We start from the raw sequence: 18411 nt of genomic DNA, 5'->3' as shown, positions 1-18411 counted from the left end.
CCTCGTATCGAAAGACGTTCTTTTACTCGAAGGACTCCCCAAGGATGAGGCCGATGGCGCGCGTCATCCTGCGCCAGCGGCCTGCCGCGGCGCTGAGCTCCTTCCGGCCCTTGGTTGTCAGCCGGTAGAACTTGGCCTTGCGGTTGTTTTCGCTTACGCCCCATTCGGCAGAGAGCAGGCCGCGATCTTCTAGGCGGTGAAGCGCCGGGTAGAGCGATCCCTGCTCCACGTCGAGCGCGTTCTCGGAGCTGTTCTCGATCATGCGCGCGATGGTGTGTCCATGCGCAGGGCCCACCACCAGCGTGCGCAGGATCAGCATGTCCAGTGTTCCCTGCAGGATGTCGCCTGTTTCGTAGGCTTTCTTTACCGTCATGCCGTGCTCTCCCCTCGAATGGCTATGGGAAAGGATGCTACTCCACTCGAATGACTATGGGAAGAGAGAAATTTATTGCCGGCAGCGCGGGGTAAAGCAGGGGAATCCCTGCGGCTCAGAAGATGGCTGCGAAAAAAGCAGGACGGTATGAGACCGACAGGTAGTGTTAAAACATCCTATAAGACAGAGACTTCCATGCTTCTATCGATCGCGGCGTTTTCACTCAAGACGTTTGTCATCGTGATTACAGCGGTGATATTTGCGCTGTTTTTGCTGGCGACAGTAGCGTTTCTCATCATTTCCCTGTTGCCATCTCCTACCGCGCGCGATTTCTGGAACTGGATGCGGCGGAAAGGCTTTATCGGGCGGGACGTTTAATGTCAGGCGAGGCTATCGGGAGTTCGAATCCAAACGAAATAATTTCCCCTTTCCGCTACGCTGTGTAACATACGCGTATGAAGCTGCTGAGGTCCTCGCTCCCGCTGATTTTGTTGGCTTCGTTCGTTGTGCAGCCGCTCAGGATCGTGGCCCAGTCGGATGAAGTGCCTCCAAAGCCAGATGGCGCTTACGACTCGCAGCTCTGGCTGGATGATTTTCACGAGCTGCTCGCCGCGATGGCTTCCCACTACGCTGATCTGGATTGGGCGATTGAAGATCGCCATCTTGACCTGCCAAAGCTGCGAGCGGATGCCGAGCAGGGACTTCGATCTGCAACCAGCGATCAGGCAGCCGAGCATATATTCGAGCAGTTTCTGAACGCATTTGGGGATGGTCATCTGTCGTTGAAATGGCCATCGGCCAAAGCCGCGGATCCCTCTTCTCAATCGGCATCGCTGTGTAGTCGGCTGGGGTTCAAGACTCCAGGACGAAAGGGCATAGAGTTTTCTCTTCTGCCCAATTTCGTGACGATTTCCGGCGAAGGGTCGAATCTCTTTCCCGGAGGCCTTCTCGATCTTCATCGCTCGAAAGTGGGCGTGATCAGAATCGCGAACTTCAACGAGCATGGATTCCCGGATGCTTGTGAGAATGCTCTCGGTGAACTACATCTGGACGATAAGAGTGCGTGTGATCATAGTTGCCAAATCCGTGTCGCGCTCAGAGCTTCAAATTATCTGACAGCTGAAGTTGTGAAACGAGCCAATCAGCTCCACACGCTGGGAGCAACAGCGCTGTTGATCGATATCACGCACAACGATGGTGGCGATGACTGGAACGAGGCAGTGGCACGTTCCCTCACGCCAGTACGCTTGATCGAAGAGCATCAGGGATTTCTGAAAGTGCCTTTTTGGACAGCCCGGCTCCAGGATTATTTGCACAGTGTTGAATCGGACATCAGTGCAGGGAAGCAGCCGCAAAAGGTCTTAACCGCAGCGGCCGAACGGTTGAAGATGGCGATAGCCGAAAGTGAAGAGCCATGTGATCGAAGCCATGTCTTTGACGATGGACGCTTGACCTGCTCGCTGGTGGGAGAGGAGAAGCTGTACTGGGGCGGCATACTTCCTTACGCCAAGCCTGGATCGTTCTCGGAGTGGGATTCGAAGCCAATTCTCTTTAATCCGTTGAAGCTTTCCTATCATGAGGGCGCCAATCGCTTGCCGCTTTTCGTAGCTGTCGACTCTCACAGTTGGTCTTCTGCGGAACGGTTCGCCGGTCTTTTGCAGGATAATCATGCCGCCCGGGTTGTCGGGGAACTGACGGGCGGAGCTGGCTGTGGGTTCGTCGATGGCGGTATTCCTACGACGCTGACGCACTCCCATGCTCAGGTCAAGATCCCAAACTGTGTCGGCTATCTTAAAGACGGCTCGAATGCCAATGACGGCATAACACCCGACATCTTTGTTCCGTGGGCGACTCGGGACACGCCCTATACAAGAGCATCCAAGATCGCAGCTGTTCTGGGAAGAAAGAACTAGCGCAAGTGGTGCGATTCGCTGCCACTGGCATCCAGCATGCCGCGTCCCATACGCAGCCGACTATACTCGCCGGAACTTCAGAACGCTGCGACCTAACGGGAGGGTGGTATAACGCAGGCGACTACGGAAGATGGGTAAGCATGACTTCCATAGCGGTCAGCTACATGCTTCACCTGTATCAGCTACAGGATCGAACGGCCCGGTCGACTCTTCTCGTTTCCCCTCCTGACCCCGAGCTGCTCGCAGAGGCACAATGGGGACTGACCTGGATGCTGAAAATGCAAGACCCCGACGGAGGCGTTCGGCACAAGGTCGACGGCGCAACGCAAGCTTCTCTGTCGGCTGCATGGGGAATACCACCCGAAGCCGACCCAAATCCTCAAATCGCAGCAGCAGCTTCGACAGGAAGTGCAGCAGACTTTACCGCCGTGAGGTTTCAGGCCGCACGGCTGTTCGCGCCCACGGATCGCAATCAGTCCCGTCGGTTTTGCGCAGCAGCTGATCGCTCCTGGGAGTGGCTCAAGAGAAATCCGAACGTGGCCGCCAAGGACCCGTTCTACGCAGATCATGATTGTACTGGCGAGCTTCTATGGGCACATGCGGAGCACGCTTTGACCTACGCGGACGATTCTGTCGATGTCGCTCGGAGCATCACCATCCGTCAGCAGTCTGAGGTTAGTTGGAGCGACCCGTCACTTCTAGGCCTGTACAGCCTGGCGTCCTTCCCGCTTTCGCCCCCAAAGTTACACGTGGTCGCCCGCGAGGCCATAATGCGGCAGGCCACCTCGATTGCAAACGCTGCCTCTGCTCATCCATTTCACGTCACTCTTCAGGAAGACGAATACACATGGGGCAGCGCCGAGCGCGTCCTGCATCGCAGTGCCCTATTGCTGATGGCAAACGCGCTCGAACCCTCACCCAGCCTTCGCCGGGCCGCCTTCGAATAGATCGCCTGGATACTGGGGAGAAATGCTGTCGATCATTCACTCGTCGCGGGCTATGGCATGCATCCAGTCCACCACCTATGGCATTGGACCTACAGGGACTATGGAGTTGTGTTACCCGGTTGGGCAGTTGGCGGTCCTAATGGCAAGCCCGAAGGTGCTGACTCTGCTCTCAAGGCTCTCCAGAAGCGCGGAACTCCCGCAGATCACTGCTACCTCGATCTCTGCGACCGAGCAGGATCATGGGCCTCTAACGAAGGGCAGATAAGTGAAGGGGCTGGACTCGTATTCGTTACAGGAGTCCTTAGTCTGCCTTCCCTGGTCAATGGAAGACCAGCCTCGCATTCGTCCTCATACGTTGGCTCCTTTGCAGTGCCTAGACCAGACAGACAGGCTCTCCGGGCGGCAGACCGGCACGACTTCCTCATAAGGCGCTTATGGGATCGATCCCATTTTGCTCTCGTCTAGAGATAATGCCTTTGTGATTGGCTGTTACTGCGCCAGTCGGTTGATGTCGCTAGATTCCAGTATGAAACGATTCGTTTCACCCTTCACAACTCGCAGCATGGTTCGTCCAAGCCTTTCAGACGTGGTGAAGAGTGATGGCCAGAGCCGCACACCCAGTGGAAAGACTGGGCGCAAAATTTCGATAGCAACCTGGTACAGCCGAACTCGACTGCTGATCCCAGGACCTGGCTGGATGAAGCCCGGGCGCACCGCTCCGGCGTGCAAGAATTGCATCTTCTGGACCGCGTTCTCAACCCGCTGACGTACTCGCGCCCACATCCACCTGCCCCCTGCACCAGCGGCTGAACAATAACAAAACGAAAAGGTTGGATTCAATCTGAGGAGTGTTCTCGCCCAAAGGAGCGTGAGGTCCTCCGTGATGCGCTTGTATTCCGGCTCCTTCATCCCCGCCGAACTGATGCCTAAAGCCCAAATGCAAGCATCGTAGCCGCTGAGTTGATCCTCGATTCTGCCAATCTCGAACAAATCCGGCAAAATCAGCTCTTGGAGCTTTGGGTGCACTAAGCCGCAAGATCGGCGCCCCACACTGAGCACGGTTTCTACATCAATATCGTTGAGTGCTTCGCGTAAGGTGCCAGAGCCAACCATACCCGTTGCGCCAAGGAACACAATCTTCATTTAGCCACCTTTCGTGACGAGTCCGAAGCGAACCGTTCGACGAGAAGCTGCATGCGAGCATCCAAGGCCGTGACGCTCGGTTCATCGGCCAAAAGCCCGTCCAGTGCGAGCAGGAAGACCTCCGCTACAGATGCGTCGGTCAGAATACTGGTGATGCAGTCTAGCGTCACAGTACGGTGTGCCTGGGCTATTTCTGGATCAAGGCGTTCACATACGTCCTGAAACTCTCCGGCCATCGGAGCACCGAACATATCCTTCCATGGTTCAAGAACCATAATGCGGCAGACCGCAAGCAAACGTCTGTACCGGCTTTCTTTCCCGGTAGCAGCTTGCCGGGCCGCTGGCTGCTTTGCAACGAGCCAGTTTTCAAAGACGGCTGTGAAGATAGCTTCCTTATCTGTGAATTGTTTGTAGAGCAGCGTTCGCGATAGGTTCGCCCGTTTGGCGATATCGTCGAAAGTTGTTTTCCCAAAGCCGAAGTTGAGGAAACACCACTGCGCTGCCTGCAAGATGGTTCGGCGGCGAGCCTCTATTTTCACTTTAGTGGCTTTAAGCGGCATATAGACATTTTGACAAAAATTAAAATATTTGTCACGATATCGCCAATTGGCTTCTGCAGGCCCAGCAGTAGGAGAAAGGCTAAAAGATGGCACATACGAACACAGAGATGAAGTGGTCAGCAGCGGACATTCCCTCACAGGCGGGAAACGGACGGTCATCATCGGGGCAACTCCGGTATAGGCTTTGAAACCGCATTAGAGCTGGCTCGCAAGGGCGCAGAGTTGGCTCTTCCCGCGCGCAGCTAGGAAAAGGCACAGGATGCAGCTTCACGCATCACGAAACAAGTACCTGGTGCTGTGATCATGCCTACGGTTCTCGACCTTTCCTCGCAGGCGAGTGTGTCTCGCTTCGCGGGCTGGTATGCGGAGAACTACCCAAATGCGAGCATCGACTTGCTCATTAACAATGCAGGCGTGATGGCAGTTCCGAAACGCGAGTTGACCGAAGACGGATTGGAACGACAGTTCGCAACAACTTCTTCGGACCGTTCGCTTTGACGAGCTTGCTATACCCTCGCCTGAAGCAGAAAGCAGGTCCGCGCATCGTGATCGTGTCGAGCGGTACGATGAATCTCGCGCATATTGACTTCGAGAACTTACAAGGCGAGCGAAAATACAGTCCTACAGGTGCATACGCCCAGTCGAAGCTTGCGGATTCGCTCTTCGCCTACGAGTTGCAGCGCCGTCTAGAGGAATCCGGCTCTCCTGTTGTGGCGACACAAGCGCATCCAGGCGCTGCCGCTGCCAACTTCCATCGCTCCGGCCCCGGCGAGGACGGCTCTTTTCTTTGGTTGGTTGTCTGGCTGGCACAGCCTCTATCTCGTGACGCTCACGGCGGCGCACTACCAACCCTGTATGCCGCAACGTCCCCCAATGCCATTGCTGGCGGATACTATGGCCCCGGAGGACTCTTCGAGTTAAGGGTGCACCCACACAGGTAAAGCTACCGGCACAAGCGACAGACCAAGAAACAGCGAAACGTGTATGGGTGGAAGCTGAACGTTTGAGCCGTAAAACATTCACTTTACAGAGGGCCAGATTCTAGAAACTGGTCAGCGGCCTTCCTCTCGCGGCGAAAGAGCGAGCATCGATTCCTCCTCATAAGGCGACATAGCGGAAACATCCCATCGAAACCTTCTCAACTGACGCCTTCAGGCCTTAGCGCTCAAGGACTCGCCCTCGATACGTGCTTTGTCGATTTGTCACTCATTGACGAACCTACCTCGGAAGCACACTATGTCCAGACGCTAGCGGAAGGTGCGGTGTTTCCATCTGCATGAAGTCCCGTCATGAGTAGGTGCTGTCGACGTGTATCCCTCGAAGGAGCGATGCTTCACTCAGCCTGTTGAGGCTTCCTTCATTAGTGAGTAGCCCTAGAAAATCGAAGTAAAGCCGGCTTCAGAAGGTTTCTACTCGGCCAGAGGTTCTTCCGTTTGCTGTATGAGCGGTGGTTGATCTGTGCTCCTTGAAACTACCGCTCTGTCGCAACTCTAGCTTCGTCCAATGGAGGACCACCACGTGAAAGCTGTCGGCTACGCCAAGCCACTATCCATCGATGCCACTGATTCTTTGGTGGACATCACTTTGCCTGAACCTGTTGCCACAGGGCGAGATATCCTCGTCGAGGTCAAGGCGATCTCTGTGAATCCGGTAGATTACAAAGTTCGCAGTTCGGCTCCTCCTTTTCCTGGCGATTCGCACCGCGTTCTGGGTTGGGATGTTGCGGGCACCGTGAAGGCGGTTGGGCCGGATGCCTCCTTCTTCAAGGTTGGTGACGACGTGTTCTATGCGGGATCGATCGCACGCAGCGGCGCCAATGCTGAACTGCACCTTGTGGATGAACGCATCGTCGGTCACAAGCCGAAGTCGATCGGCTTCGAACAGGCCGCCGCGCTTCCCCTCACGAGTATCACCGCCTGGGAACTCTTGTTCGATCGTTTCGGAGTGAAACCTGGAAAGCCTGCGGATGCCGGAAGTCTGCTGATTATTGGAGCCGCGGGAGGTGTCGGATCCGTTTTGATTCAGCTCGCCCGGCGACTCACTGGTCTGACAGTGATCGCAACAGCATCCAGGGAAGAAACCAAAAAATGGTGCCTGGATCTCGGAGCACACCACGTGATTGACCACACGGTGTCCTTTGGTCCGCAGTTGCAGGCATTGGGACTCACAGGCGTGGAGTACATCGCCGGATTGACTGGCACTGAAGTGCACTATCCCACTCTCGTTGAGGTGCTAGTTCCGCAGGGGCACTTTGGAGTCATCGATGATCCCAAGGTGCTGGATGCTCTGCCACTCAAGCGCAAGGCAGCATCTTTGCATTGGGAATTCATGTTCACTCGTTCGCTCTACACAACGCGGGATATTGCGATACAACACCTCATCCTCAATGAGGTCGCAAGCCTAGTCGATGCGGGGATCATCCACACCACTGTCGCAAAGAGTTTTGGAACAGTCAACGCGGCCAATCTTCGTAAAGCACATGCGCTTCTGGAGACCGGAAAGTCGCATGGCAAGATCGTCCTAGCCGGTTTCTGATTGGCAAATGCGGCCGGTCAACTTGGCCGCATTTCTTCTATCGCCGGAATTGACTTCGCTGGTAGAGCTCTTGGCGGGAGATTCGGAGATGTTTCCCGCGCACGACTACTCCACTTACAACAGTGCAATCTATGCGTGCTTCTTGCGCGCAAGGAGATATAGGTATGAAATCCTCGAACATTCTTCGCCAGGTCGCAGTTGCTTCTACGCTCCCTTTGGCCGGCACAGTTGCGATCGCGCAACAGCCGAACAGTACACCTTTTCTGGAGCCGAAGACTCAGGCTTTCATCGATGGGCTTGCCGCTCAAGGTGGAAAGCCCATTTATACCCTGCCCTATGCCGACGCGCGAAAGATCCTGGAGGATGCGCAGTCCGGGACCGTAGCGAAGCGACCTGCTTCCGTCGAAGACCGTGAAATTGCGGCAGGTCCAACGGGCAAGATTTCTGTACGTGTCTACCGTCCGGAGGGTGTCACGGACAAGCTCCCCGTCGTGATCTATTTCCACGGAGGAGGTTGGGTTTTGGGGAGTAGCAACACGCACGATCGTCTGCTTCGGGATTTGGTCCATGAGACACAGAAGGCCGGAACTGCTACGGGGTTCATTTTTGTCAACTACACGCCTTCGCCCGAGGCTCAATATCCTGTGCCGATCGAACAGGCGTATGCGGTCACAAAGTACGTTGCCGAACATGCTGGCGAGTTCAACGTAGATCCCAACCGTCTCGCAGTTGCGGGCGATAGTGTCGGGGGCAACATGACCGCTGCCGTGACGCTTCTCGCAAAGGAGCGGAAAGGGCCGGCAATTCGCTACCAGGTGCTCTTCTATCCCGTAACCGACGCCTCAATGGATACTGGGTCCTATCAGCAGTTCGCCTCCGGGCCGTGGCTTACGAAACCTGCCATGGAATGGTTCTGGGACGCATATGCTCCCAAGGCTGAGGATCGCGAGAAAATTACGGTCTCCCCTCTTAGAGCGACCAGCGCAGAATTGAAAGACTTGCCTGCGGCCCTGGTCATTACAGACGAAAACGATGTTCTTCGCGACGAGGGCGAAGCCTATGGCCGTAAGCTCTCTGCAGCGGGAGTCGACACAACGACAGTCCGGTTTCTCGCTACTACCCACGATTTCGTGATGCTTAATGCTCTGAGCGAGACGCCGGCAGCCAGGGCTGCCATCGAGCTTGCGTCTGACAAGCTGGCAGCAGCCCTGGCTAAGTAGATTCGAACGTCAACGTCCGCAGAGTTGCACCTGCGGACGTTGATATCGATCAGCCAAGTTTTGGCATCAGCTATTTATTTTCCCGCGACTTGTCTCAGGCATGAAGCATCCTTTTCCATAAGTCTCTTTAGTCAACGGGAAAGGAACCGAGATGACCGAGAAGTACAAATCCCACCGATTCAAGCCCGGTGAGATTGCAAAGACATTTCCGGACCACGCAGATACTTTGCTGATCGATGAGTATCTAACCAATGAAGAAGAAGCGAGCGCTAGAGTGTTCCGTGTTTATAAGGGAACGCCAGCGCATTTTCATGCGTATAGCGACGAATATCTCTACGTGCTGAGCGGTCGGGGAACTTTCTGGATGGAAGATCCGAAAGAGCAAGCAGAGTTTGAGCCGGGCGATCTTTTGTTTTTCAAGAAGACTGTCGTGCACGCTCTTCCGCACATCATTGAGGAGCCGGTAATTTTTCTATCAGTCGATACACCGCGGCGCCAGCCGGACGACATCATTTTCGTCGACCCTGAGGATGGTTCGCCGCGAACATTCATCCGAGGCCTTTAACATGAAAACCATCGCCCACGGCCTGTCAGCAATGTTTTTCTCATGGGCATTCATGCTTGGATTCAGTGCATGCGCGCAGAGCCCCGATCCCCTTATAAGCATTGCTCAGGAGAATCATGCTGTTTGGAACGGCGTTACCGTCAGCAAAGACGGACATATCTTTGTAAATTACCCAGGGGTCACATCGCGCCCCCATCCATCCGTGGCCGAATTTGGCAGGGATGGCAGGTTTCATCCGTTTCCCTCGGCCAAATGGAATGACTGGACTCCGGGGAAGCCGGTGGATAAGGCTTTCGTAGGTACAAACGCAATCCGCATAGGACCGGACGGAGACCTTTGGGTCGTGGACACGGGTTCTCCGGATTTTGGCGCAGAAACTCTGCCCAACGCAGCCAAGGTTGTTCGCATCGACCTTCAACATCATCAGGTACGGAAGATCTATCCGCTTGGGGATGGCGTAGTCGGGCGCAAAAGCTATGTCGATGACATTCGCTTTCACGGGCGCCTTGCATATCTTACGGATGCTGGCGTTCCCGGAATTATCGTTCTCGACCTGACGACAGGCAAAGCCCGCAGAGTGCTGGATCATGATAAGAGCACGACCGGGGCCAAGCCGATTGTCGTCGATGGCTTCACGTTGCATAGCGCCGATGGCAGGCCGGTCATACTCAACGCAGACCAGATGGAAGTGAGCCCGGATGGAAAGTGGTTTTATTTTCAGCCACTATCTGGCCCTCTCTATCGCATTGAAACAAGCTTGTTGGATGACCCGTCCATCGCGCCCGCAATTCTTTCTCAACATGTGCAGTTCTGGTACGAAACCGGCGCACTTGGTGGAACAGCGATCGACTCTGATGGAAACCTTTATCTCGAAGTTCTCGGCAACGATTCCATCGTCAAACTCACCCCCGATAGAAAGGCTTCCACGATCATCGAGGATCATCGTCTCCATTGGTCCGATGCACCCTGGCTCCAGGATGGCTGGCTCTATCTTCCGGTAGCGCAGATTGACCGAGCGCCGCAGTTCCGCGGAGGAGCGTCCGCAATCGAGTGGCCTCTTCACATCTATAAACTTTACCTGTCGTCGCTTAGGTAGAAGAAATCGTCAACGTGGTTGGCTCTTTGGAACATCGGAGGAGGAGTCATGACTCTTCCTCCTTAGCATTTCGCGAGGCCAGGAAACGGTGGATGTCAGAGATAACGACAGAGCCTTCACCCACTGCTGACGCCACACGTTTCACTGAGTCGGCACGAACATCACCCACAACATAGACGCCTCTCATGCTGGTTGAGTAACGGCTCTCCTCGAACCCGTACTGCCCTCCGGTAAGAACGAATCCCTTGGCGTCTAAAGCTATCTGGCCGCGGAGCCATTCCGTATTGGGATCAGCTCCGATCATCACGAAGAGATTGCGCGTCACAATTATCTTCGTCTCATTTGTGACGTTATTTCTCACCGTGATGTCTTCAAGATCGCCTGCGCCATCAAGCCGCATCACTTCGGTGTGAGTGTGGAGCGTGACTGAGCCCGAGGCTAGGATGCGTGAGATCAGATACTCCGACATCGTTTCCCGCAATGAGTTGCGGCGGATGATGAGGTGAACATGTTTTGCGAGGCCCGACAGAAACACCGCGGCCTGACCTGCCGAATTTCCACCACCGATCACCGCGACCTCGGCTCCCCGGCAGAGATTGCCCTCCATAGCCGTCGCTGCGTAGTGGATACCGTGGTTTTCGAAAGCAGCGTAATTCTCGGCCTCAAGCTTGCGATAGCTGGCTCCCGTGGCGATCACAATGCTATGAGCACAAACATCGAATCCACCAGTCAAGGTGATGCAGAGGTCGCGGTTCCGGTATCGAATGCCAACCGCGTTGCGCGCGATCGTCAGTCTGGCGCCAAATTTTTGCGCCTGCACCTGCGCCCTGTAAGCGAGCTCTTCTCCGGATACGCCAGTCGGGAAGCCGAGGTAGTTCTCGATACGAGAGCTTGTACCCGCCTGCCCTCCAGGACCGATGCCTTCGACGACAAGAGTTGTAAGACCCTCCGAAGCGCCATATACCGCTGCGGCGAGTCCAGCCGGTCCGGCACCCGCAACTACGAGGTCATAGACGATATCCTGCTGCGGCTCTTCCGCAACGCCTAACTCTTCAGCAAGGTAAAGGAGCGAAGGCGCCCGGAGTACCCGCCCATCGGCCAGAACAATCGTCGGAATCACGAGGCTTCCGTCGTCACCGTGATACTGAAGACTCTCAATGGCCTCGGGTTCGACAACGCGATGGGGGTAGCTATTTTGTGTCAGGAAGCGGCGGACCTTGAGGACCTCGGCATGACGCACAGGTCCGACAACGGTGACGCCCCCCTCAGTCTTTCCCAGGAACTGCAGTCGACGCCACATAGAGGCCTGCATGATGAGGTTTGCGATATCCGCTTCTGAGCGCATCAATGCACGCAGCCCGTCGCGGTTGACCCGGATGAGAAGACAATCGGTCGCGCAGGCAGCATTGAGCAGAGCGCGACGCGAACTCAATAGGTCTAGTTCGCCAGTGAACTGCCCTTGCTGGAGCCGGTTTGCGTGCAGATGCTCCCCATCTTGTCCCGTTGCGAACAAATCGATAGAGCCGTTCAACACCAGGTAAAGATCCGTGTCGCGGGTCCCCTGTGAAAACAATAGTTCGCCCTTCGTTTTGCGCTCCAGAGAGCCAAACCTGCGCACCCTATCGATCATCCCTTCGGTCAATTCAGGAAATGCCAGCTCCGGTTGGAATCGAGGCGCGTTCGTGACCGGCACTTCTTTGCTTCCGGGGAAAATGTTTCGCATAGACAGGTCTCCAAAAGGGGGATTCCGCAGCACAAGTGTGGAGCAGTTGCATGTGCGGAGTCATACCTCAATGGCGTTCTTTCTTTTCATGCTTTGTAGGTATCGCAACCCAGTAAACCGACCTGCGCGGTATAAGGTGCAGGCAACGTGGCTGGGTCTTTTCGCCCTGCGTGCGGGCGATATGATGGAGCAATACCTCTCTTGAGGCGTGCCGCTGCGGCGAAACCGCCTCACGCTTCGAAGAAATCGCCAGATTTGCGCGAAAGGAATAGCGCCGATTCGACCCCATCCCATGCTTCTGTCACTTGTGACTTTTCTTGGTGCCGGCTCGCCCGTCTATGCACAGGCCGGTCGCGAAGAGCCCTTCTTGATCGCTCAGATGTACCACCGATCGTGGACTGTTCAAGACGGTGTACCGCAGGGAAACTGGGCGATCACGCAAACTACAGATGGTTTCCTGTGGCTAGGTGGTGTTGCGGGGCTCTATCGCTTCGACGGCCTGACGTTTCGTAGATTCTCAGCGAGCTCTCTCGGATTGCTCCCAGATGAGATTTCAACGGTCTTCGGAGCTTCGGATGGAAGTCTCTGGATAGGGTATCGATTCGGCGGCGCTTCGCAGGTAAGAGGTAGTAAGGTCCTGAATTTCGGGCCTGATGGGCACGGACTGATTCGAGGAACGTTGCGTAATTTCACGGAGAGGGATGGCGTCATCTGGGCGCGCACTCCCTATGGGCTTTCCCGTTTTCAAGCAGGTAAATGGAATCTGGTCGGCTCAGAAATGGGACTCAATGAGCAAAGCAGCTACTACGCCCAGACCGACTCGTTTGGCAATCTCTGGAGCGGGGCATTCGGAGGAAAGCTCAATCTGCTTCCACGGGGATCGGATCGATTCGTCCCTACCGTGACCAGTTCTCCTACAGCAATCCTGATGACCTCACCGAACAGTGGATGGCTGACCGGCGGCGATGAACTGGGCGTACTTCACCGTAATGATTCTGGCGAATGGGTAGAGAGTGACAGCGGCTTCCACAAGAGTAGAGACATCGGGCTGATTGATCGCGATGGCGATCTTTGGCTCAGCCAGAAGGGCGGTGGACTATCTCACTTGCCCGCGCAGTATGCCAGGCATCCAGGAAGGGTTGAGGATTCCTGGTTCGATCACTTCGATCAAAACGAGGGGCTCAGCAGTAACGATATTCTGGCAGGCTTCTCGGATCGTGAGGGCGGGGTCTGGTTTGTCACCGCAAAGGGCATCGACTACTTTCGCAGAACTCCCTTCCACCCGTTTGCATTGTCTGCGGAAACTCTAAGCATCGCACTGGCACACTATCGCGGCAAGGTATACGCCGGCCTCTTTCCGATCCCTTCCCCTATGCGCACCCTTGAAGGAGCTTCGTTTGTGGCGACCAAGCTTCCCGACTCCACAGTCAGGTGTCTTTATGTCGACGCGCTCGGGGATTTGTGGATAGGAGGTTACGGAGAAGTAATCCATGTCTCCGGTAACACAGTCCAGAAGCTTCGGATTCCAGGTGGCGGAAGTCTCAGAGACGTCCAGGCAATCGCGCTCGACCACAGGGGAGTCTTATGGGTCTCTTTAAGAGGCGAGACGCCCTGGACCTACAAGGATGGAACCTGGGGCCAGCCCCCCGTGCTTGCTCACGAGCCACTCCGGACTCCTATCAGCATGTTGGCCATGGATGATGGTTCCGTATTGCTCGGATATGTGTCCAATCAGATACTGAGAGTATCAGGTTCGACGACCCAACGTCTTGGCACTCGCGACGGCTTGGCCATCGGCAATGTGACGGTCTTTGCCCAGCATAAGGATCATGTGTGGGTGGGTGGATCGGAGGGCCTCGCCTTACTTCGTGGAAACAAGTTCACAACGATTGGTGCCGCGGACTCTGACTTGATCCACGGCGTGAGCGGGATCGTAGAGAGAGCCAACGGAGATGTGTGGTTAAACTCCGTCAATGGAGCCTTGCGAATCGACGCTGGTGAGATTCGGCGAGCACTTGCGGATACTTCGTATCATGTCCGCGTTTTGCAATTGAACTATCTCGATGGATTTCCTGGGCCGCCGACATCGGTTCGACCGTTGCCAACGCTTGTAGAAGGGCCTGGCCAGAGGCTCTATTTCAGCGCGCTGAAGGGGCTCGCATGGCTTGATCCGGATAAGATCGCCTCGAATCCTCAACCGCCCGGTATCGCTCTTGATCGTGTTCACGTCGACGGGCAGGATATCTCCTTCAGCAACGGCTTTTCTCTCAAGCCCAAGCCGGACGAGCTGGATTTCGATATAGCTGTTGGCGCTCTCCTCATGCCCGAACGAGCCCGCGTCCGCTTCATGCTGGAGGGCTTCGATAGTGACTGGAAAGACGCTGGCGACACCCGGAGACTTGTCTTCACCCACCTGCCACCAGGGCATTACCGGTTGCGGATTGCAGCCCTGAACAGCAGCGGAATCGCCAGCCGGTCTGAGGTATCCGTACCGTTTTATGTTGCACCGACCTTTATCCAGAGCCGTTGGTTTATGGCGCTGTGCTGCGTGCTCGGTGTCTTGACGCTCTGGACTTTATACGCCATCCGTTTAAGGTACGTGACCGAACAGATTCGCAAGTCCTTCGCATCGCGCCGTGACGAACGCGAAAAGATCGCCCGTGAGTTGCACGACAATTTCTTTCAAGGCATTCAGAGCGTGCTGCTTCGCGTTCACACGGAATCCACTCGTTTGATCGAGGAAGAGCCCAAGCGCAGAATTTTCCAGGAGATCCTCATCTACTCCGATCAGGTCATGCTGGAAGGTAGACAACTTGTATTCGAACTGCGAGGAGGATCTGCGGCTTCGCACGATCTGCCTGCGGCCGTTCAGGAACTCGTGCTTGAATTGAGGGATGCGAATCCAGCGATCACAATCTCGACGAATGTCTCCGGCGCGATACAGCCGCTAGGAGTGCTGATCGGGGAAGAGATCATCAGCATTGTGCGCGAGGCGTTATGGAATGCACTTCGCCATAGCGAGGGCTCCAACATCGGGATTGAGCTTCATTTCGATAAGGCCGAGCTTCGCGTAAAGATCGTGGATGACGGGATAGGAATACCAGCCGGGATCTTGAACAAGGGCCAACGCGAAGGCCATTTCGGCTTACCTGGCATGAGAGAGCGAGTCTCCAAAATCAACGGCAGAATCGAGGTAAAGGTGGCGTCTGGCACTTCGATCATGTTGCGCATTCCAGCCTCGATAGCTTATGCAGGAGAGCGAGGTTCTCTGGTAACTCGATTGTTCCGGAAGATCCGTCGAAAGCTCGTAATTCCAAAGGGCGAGCACTGAGCCTCGAAGTACTGCTTAAAGCTCTTCGTTGACATCGAAGAAGCCACGCTTGTGAGCGATGGCAACCGCGTGCGTTCGATCCTGAGCACCTAGCTTTTGAAGGATGTTTTTGAAGTGCGTCTTGATCGTGTGTTCTGACAACCGGAGCACATCGGCGATTCGCTTATTCGAGTTTCCACGGGATGCCTGCTGAAGAACCGCAACCTCTCGTGCGGAGAGGCGTTGATCCAAAGCATGCTCCGCCAGTTTGGCAGCCACCTCGCCAGGGACCTTCTTCTTCCCTTTGGCAACCGTCCGCAGCGTTTCAAGTAGCTCCGCACGGAGCATGTTCTTCAAGAGATAGCTGTAAGCCCCCTCCTGGAAAGCACGGAAGACCTGAATATCAGCCAGAGATGTCGTCAGGATAATTGTCTTTGCGTTGGAATCGAATGCGCGAATTCTTCGGATCGTTTCGAGGCCATCGATCTCGGGCATTCTCAGATCGATCAGTGAAACATCTGGAGAGGCTTGACGGTATAAGGACAAAGCTTCTTCCCCGCTGCTCGCCTCCGCAACAACCTGCATGTCACTCTGCGCGTTGATCTCTTCAACCAACCCGCGCCGCATCATGGGATGGTCGTCAGCCAAGAGTATGCGAATCCGACCTGTGGTTTCCATCACGCCTCCACTATTCAGTCTATTCTCGCTATCTCTGTTCCGACATACCGCTTTCGAGCGATTCGAGCATTGATGGGCACGCTCTCCACCGATCTCGGTATGGACGTTTACGTGAATCGGGGCATGTGGATGTTGAGTGCAATCCCTAGCATGAATCTGGCACTGCGACATTCAAGGTGTGCCTAGATTCCCGTTCATGCAGGGAGATCAGAAGGAGACTCAATGCAGGATCTCAGTCAACTCGCCATCGATGCTCACGGAGGTCTCGATCGTTTTCGCCGCTTTTCCTATCTGTCCGCTCGTCTCGTGCAGGGAGGGATTCTATGGGGCCTGAAGGGTAAGCCGACCGTTCTTGAACATGCGAATGTTCGAGTAAACCTCAAGAACGAGGTGGTTTCACACTGGCCCTTTGCGCCAACACAGAATCGTTCGGTGTTCACGCCGGATCACGTAACGATCGAAACTCCCGAGGGCGTGGTGGTCGAAGAGCTGAATCATCCGCGCGCATCATTTGCCGGGTACGAGATGGAGACCCCATGGAGCAATCCTCAGGTTGCCTACTTCGCCGGTTACACGATGTGGACCTACCTGACCTCCCCGTTCATCCTCAGGCAGCCCGGAGTGACCTATGAGGAGATTGCGCCATGGCAGGAACAAGGCGAGACCTGGCGCCGCCTCCGCGTCACTTTTCCTGATGCCATCGCGACACATAGTACCGTGCAAACCTTCTACTTCGATAGTGAAGGGCTCCTCAAGCGACACGACTATGAAGTAGACATACAGGGGCGAAACCCGGCGGCACGCTACCTGCTTGATCCGGTCGAAGTCCAGGGAATCGTGCTGCCGACGAAGATGCGGATCTTTCCGCGAAAAGAAGACAACACTCCAGCCCCCGAGCCACTGATCGTCACAATCGAGCTGAGCGATTTCCTCTTCGAGTAGGGGAATTTCGGGGCGTTTCTACGAACACAGTTCCAGTAGCTCGAATTACAACGGAAAGACTTGGGAGCAAGCGATCACTATGAAAAACACCTATTCCGCAATGGCCGTCGTATCGCCCGGAAGGTTGGAGTTGGTGGAAAGGGCCATCCCAACTCCGGCGAGCCAGCAAGTCCTTATTCGCGTGGAAGCATGCGGCGTTTGCCACTCCGATGGCGGAACCATCGAAGCAGGCTTCCCGGGTCTCGAACTGCCGCGCGTGCCAGGCCATGAAGTCGTCGGGCGCATTGAAGCGGTTGGAACTGATGTGACGAGGTGGTCAATTGGCCAGCGAGTTGGCGTCGGTTTCATCGGCGGGTACGACGGCTCCTGTCCCTCCTGTCTCCGCGGAGACTTCGTCAACTGCGAGAACCCTGTCATCAGTGGCGTGACCTCTGACGGCGGATACGCCGAGCTCATGCTTGCGGAGTCGCATGGGATTGTCTCTGTTCCCGAAGACCTGACCGCGACGGACGCAGCTCCCCTCTTGTGTGCCGGGTTGACAACCTTCAATGCTCTGCGCAACTCCGGGGCGCGCGGAGGAGACCTGGTCGCGATCCTGGGGGTTGGAGGCCTGGGCCATCTTGGTATCCAGTTCGCACGGAAGATGGGCTTCGAGACCGTCGCGATTGGGCGGGGCCAGGATAAAGAGTCGCTCGCGAAAGATCTCGGCGCACACCACTACATCAACTCGGACGCTGGCAGTCCTGCGGAAGCGCTCCAGAGTCTCGGTGGGGCCACTGTGATCCTTGCTACAGCACCGAGTGGCAAGAGCATTGGCAAGCTGGTTCCCGGCCTTGCTCCTCGGGGCAAGATGATCGTCGTCGCCGTACCCGGTGAACCGATCCCGATCCAAGGCTATGACCTGGTATTTGGCACCCGGTCCATAGAAGGCATGCTGACTGGAAAGATCATCGATGGTGCGGACACTTTGAAATTTAGCGTGCTGCAGGATGTACGTCCCATGGTCGAAACATTTCCGCTGAAAGATGCCGCGACCGCATACGCAAAGATGATGCGCGGCGATGTGCGCTTCAGAGCAGTTCTCATCGCAAACCAGACGGAGTAAAGAAAGGAAGACCCTATGAACGAACTCGTAAAGCTTGCCATCAACGCTCACGGTGGGCTCGACAACTGGAACCGCTATTCATCGTTGTCCGCTCACCTTATTCAAGGCGGAGCCCTGTGGAGCCTGAAGGGTAAGGCAGGACTACTCGACGATGTCAATGTAACTGTGGATCTCAAGCATCAATGGGCCTCCCACGCTCCGTTCGGCGCACCGGATGTGCGCTCGTCTTTTCAGAGGGAGCGGGTAGCACTCGAAAAGAGTGACGGCACCGTGATCGAACAACTTGAAGACCCGCGCGCGT

At 55.6% G+C, this 18411-nt stretch carries 16 protein-coding genes and 1 pseudogene; 12 read left to right on the top strand and 5 right to left on the bottom strand.

Going from position 1 to position 18411, the window contains the following annotated elements:
• Positions 1–22 precede the first annotated feature (22 nt).
• Positions 23–373, bottom strand: coding sequence for a PadR family transcriptional regulator (locus QM649_RS14190; protein ID WP_415199706.1), 351 nt, complete (start codon positions 371–373; stop codon positions 23–25).
• Positions 374–568: 195 nt separating this feature from the next.
• On the opposite strand from QM649_RS14190, the gene QM649_RS14185 reads away from it, so the two are divergent.
• The 3 genes and pseudogenes from QM649_RS14185 to QM649_RS14175 all read left to right on the top strand — a co-directional run bounded on the left by QM649_RS14185 (position 569) and on the right by QM649_RS14175 (position 3698).
• Positions 569–751: a hypothetical protein gene (locus tag QM649_RS14185; RefSeq protein ID WP_415199705.1), complete on the top strand. Its 183-nt coding sequence runs from the start codon at positions 569–571 to the stop codon at positions 749–751.
• Between the two features lie 77 nt (positions 752–828).
• The gene (locus QM649_RS14180; RefSeq protein WP_415199704.1) at positions 829–2286 is read left to right on the top strand and encodes a S41 family peptidase; all 1458 of its coding nucleotides are present in this window, start codon (positions 829–831) and stop codon (positions 2284–2286) included.
• Positions 2217–3698, top strand: a pseudogene (locus QM649_RS14175) (glycoside hydrolase family 9 protein). Before QM649_RS14180 ends, QM649_RS14175 begins: the two are co-directional and overlap by 70 nt.
• A gap of 24 nt (positions 3699–3722) precedes the next feature.
• Here QM649_RS14175 and QM649_RS14170 read toward each other — a convergent pair.
• Positions 3723–4376 (bottom strand): epimerase, encoded by a 654-nt coding sequence (locus QM649_RS14170; RefSeq protein WP_415199703.1) that lies wholly within the window; start codon positions 4374–4376, stop codon positions 3723–3725.
• The gene (locus QM649_RS14165; protein WP_415199702.1) at positions 4373–5098 is read right to left on the bottom strand and encodes a TetR/AcrR family transcriptional regulator; all 726 of its coding nucleotides are present in this window, start codon (positions 5096–5098) and stop codon (positions 4373–4375) included. Before QM649_RS14165 ends, QM649_RS14170 begins: the two co-directional genes overlap by 4 nt.
• 141 nt (positions 5099–5239) lie before the next feature.
• Between QM649_RS14165 and QM649_RS14160 the strand changes: the two genes are divergently transcribed.
• The 5 genes from QM649_RS14160 (at position 5240) to QM649_RS14140 (ending at position 10352) form a co-directional block, all read left to right on the top strand.
• Complete coding sequence (locus QM649_RS14160; protein ID WP_415199701.1) at positions 5240–5434, top strand: hypothetical protein; 195 nt, start codon at positions 5240–5242, stop codon at positions 5432–5434.
• A 1020-nt stretch (positions 5435–6454) separates the two neighbouring features.
• The gene (locus QM649_RS14155; protein ID WP_415199700.1) at positions 6455–7471 is read left to right on the top strand and encodes a zinc-binding alcohol dehydrogenase family protein; all 1017 of its coding nucleotides are present in this window, start codon (positions 6455–6457) and stop codon (positions 7469–7471) included.
• Between the two features lie 164 nt (positions 7472–7635).
• Positions 7636–8691 carry an alpha/beta hydrolase gene (locus QM649_RS14150; RefSeq protein WP_415199699.1) on the top strand — a complete coding sequence of 352 codons (1056 nt, stop codon included), beginning with the start codon at positions 7636–7638 and terminating at the stop codon, positions 8689–8691.
• A 151-nt stretch (positions 8692–8842) separates the two neighbouring features.
• The gene (locus QM649_RS14145; RefSeq protein ID WP_415199698.1) at positions 8843–9256 is read left to right on the top strand and encodes a cupin domain-containing protein; all 414 of its coding nucleotides are present in this window, start codon (positions 8843–8845) and stop codon (positions 9254–9256) included.
• Between the two features lies 1 nt (position 9257).
• Positions 9258–10352, top strand: a complete 1095-nt coding sequence (locus tag QM649_RS14140) for an L-dopachrome tautomerase-related protein (RefSeq protein ID WP_415199697.1) — start codon at positions 9258–9260, stop codon at positions 10350–10352.
• 46 nt (positions 10353–10398) lie between these two features.
• On the opposite strand, the gene QM649_RS14135 is transcribed toward QM649_RS14140, so the two are convergent.
• Positions 10399–12075 (bottom strand): FAD-dependent oxidoreductase, encoded by a 1677-nt coding sequence (locus tag QM649_RS14135; RefSeq protein ID WP_415199696.1) that lies wholly within the window; start codon positions 12073–12075, stop codon positions 10399–10401.
• A gap of 367 nt (positions 12076–12442) precedes the next feature.
• Between QM649_RS14135 and QM649_RS14130 the strand changes: the two genes are divergently transcribed.
• Positions 12443–15406, top strand: coding sequence for a ligand-binding sensor domain-containing protein (locus QM649_RS14130; protein WP_415199695.1), 2964 nt, complete (start codon positions 12443–12445; stop codon positions 15404–15406).
• A gap of 15 nt (positions 15407–15421) precedes the next feature.
• On the opposite strand, the gene QM649_RS14125 is transcribed toward QM649_RS14130, so the two are convergent.
• Positions 15422–16063 (bottom strand): response regulator, encoded by a 642-nt coding sequence (locus QM649_RS14125; RefSeq protein WP_415199694.1) that lies wholly within the window; start codon positions 16061–16063, stop codon positions 15422–15424.
• 222 nt (positions 16064–16285) lie between these two features.
• On the opposite strand from QM649_RS14125, the gene QM649_RS14120 reads away from it, so the two are divergent.
• The 3 genes from QM649_RS14120 to QM649_RS14110 form a co-directional block, all read left to right on the top strand.
• Positions 16286–17005, top strand: coding sequence for a hypothetical protein (locus tag QM649_RS14120; RefSeq protein ID WP_415199693.1), 720 nt, complete (start codon positions 16286–16288; stop codon positions 17003–17005).
• Between the two features lie 79 nt (positions 17006–17084).
• A complete protein-coding gene (locus QM649_RS14115; protein WP_415199692.1) occupies positions 17085–18110 on the top strand; it encodes an alcohol dehydrogenase in 1026 nt (341 codons plus the stop codon).
• A 15-nt stretch (positions 18111–18125) separates the two neighbouring features.
• On the top strand, positions 18126–18411 hold a 286-nt coding region (locus tag QM649_RS14110; protein WP_415199691.1), incomplete at its 3' end, for a hypothetical protein.

Origin of the sequence: Silvibacterium sp. (genome assembly GCF_047605705.1) — a bacterium.
GTDB lineage: Bacteria > Acidobacteriota > Terriglobia > Terriglobales > Acidobacteriaceae > Silvibacterium.
The sequence above is the reverse complement of the archived record's forward strand: the minus strand, read 5'-3'. Positions and strand labels throughout refer to the sequence as shown.

Coding starts and splice junctions, on each gene's coding strand:
- QM649_RS14190 (WP_415199706.1), bottom strand. CDS start 373: ATGACGGTAAAGAAAGCCTACGAAACAGGCGACATCCTGCAGGGAACA.
- QM649_RS14185 (WP_415199705.1), top strand. CDS start 569: ATGCTTCTATCGATCGCGGCGTTTTCACTCAAGACGTTTGTCATCGTG.
- QM649_RS14180 (WP_415199704.1), top strand. CDS start 829: ATGAAGCTGCTGAGGTCCTCGCTCCCGCTGATTTTGTTGGCTTCGTTC.
- QM649_RS14170 (WP_415199703.1), bottom strand. CDS start 4,376: ATGAAGATTGTGTTCCTTGGCGCAACGGGTATGGTTGGCTCTGGCACC.
- QM649_RS14165 (WP_415199702.1), bottom strand. CDS start 5,098: ATGATGACCGTCCGTTTCCCGCCTGTGAGGGAATGTCCGCTGCTGACC.
- QM649_RS14160 (WP_415199701.1), top strand. CDS start 5,240: ATGCCTACGGTTCTCGACCTTTCCTCGCAGGCGAGTGTGTCTCGCTTC.
- QM649_RS14150 (WP_415199699.1), top strand. CDS start 7,636: ATGAAATCCTCGAACATTCTTCGCCAGGTCGCAGTTGCTTCTACGCTC.
- QM649_RS14145 (WP_415199698.1), top strand. CDS start 8,843: ATGACCGAGAAGTACAAATCCCACCGATTCAAGCCCGGTGAGATTGCA.
- QM649_RS14140 (WP_415199697.1), top strand. CDS start 9,258: ATGAAAACCATCGCCCACGGCCTGTCAGCAATGTTTTTCTCATGGGCA.
- QM649_RS14135 (WP_415199696.1), bottom strand. CDS start 12,075: ATGCGAAACATTTTCCCCGGAAGCAAAGAAGTGCCGGTCACGAACGCG.
- QM649_RS14125 (WP_415199694.1), bottom strand. CDS start 16,063: ATGGAAACCACAGGTCGGATTCGCATACTCTTGGCTGACGACCATCCC.
- QM649_RS14120 (WP_415199693.1), top strand. CDS start 16,286: ATGCAGGATCTCAGTCAACTCGCCATCGATGCTCACGGAGGTCTCGAT.
- QM649_RS14115 (WP_415199692.1), top strand. CDS start 17,085: ATGAAAAACACCTATTCCGCAATGGCCGTCGTATCGCCCGGAAGGTTG.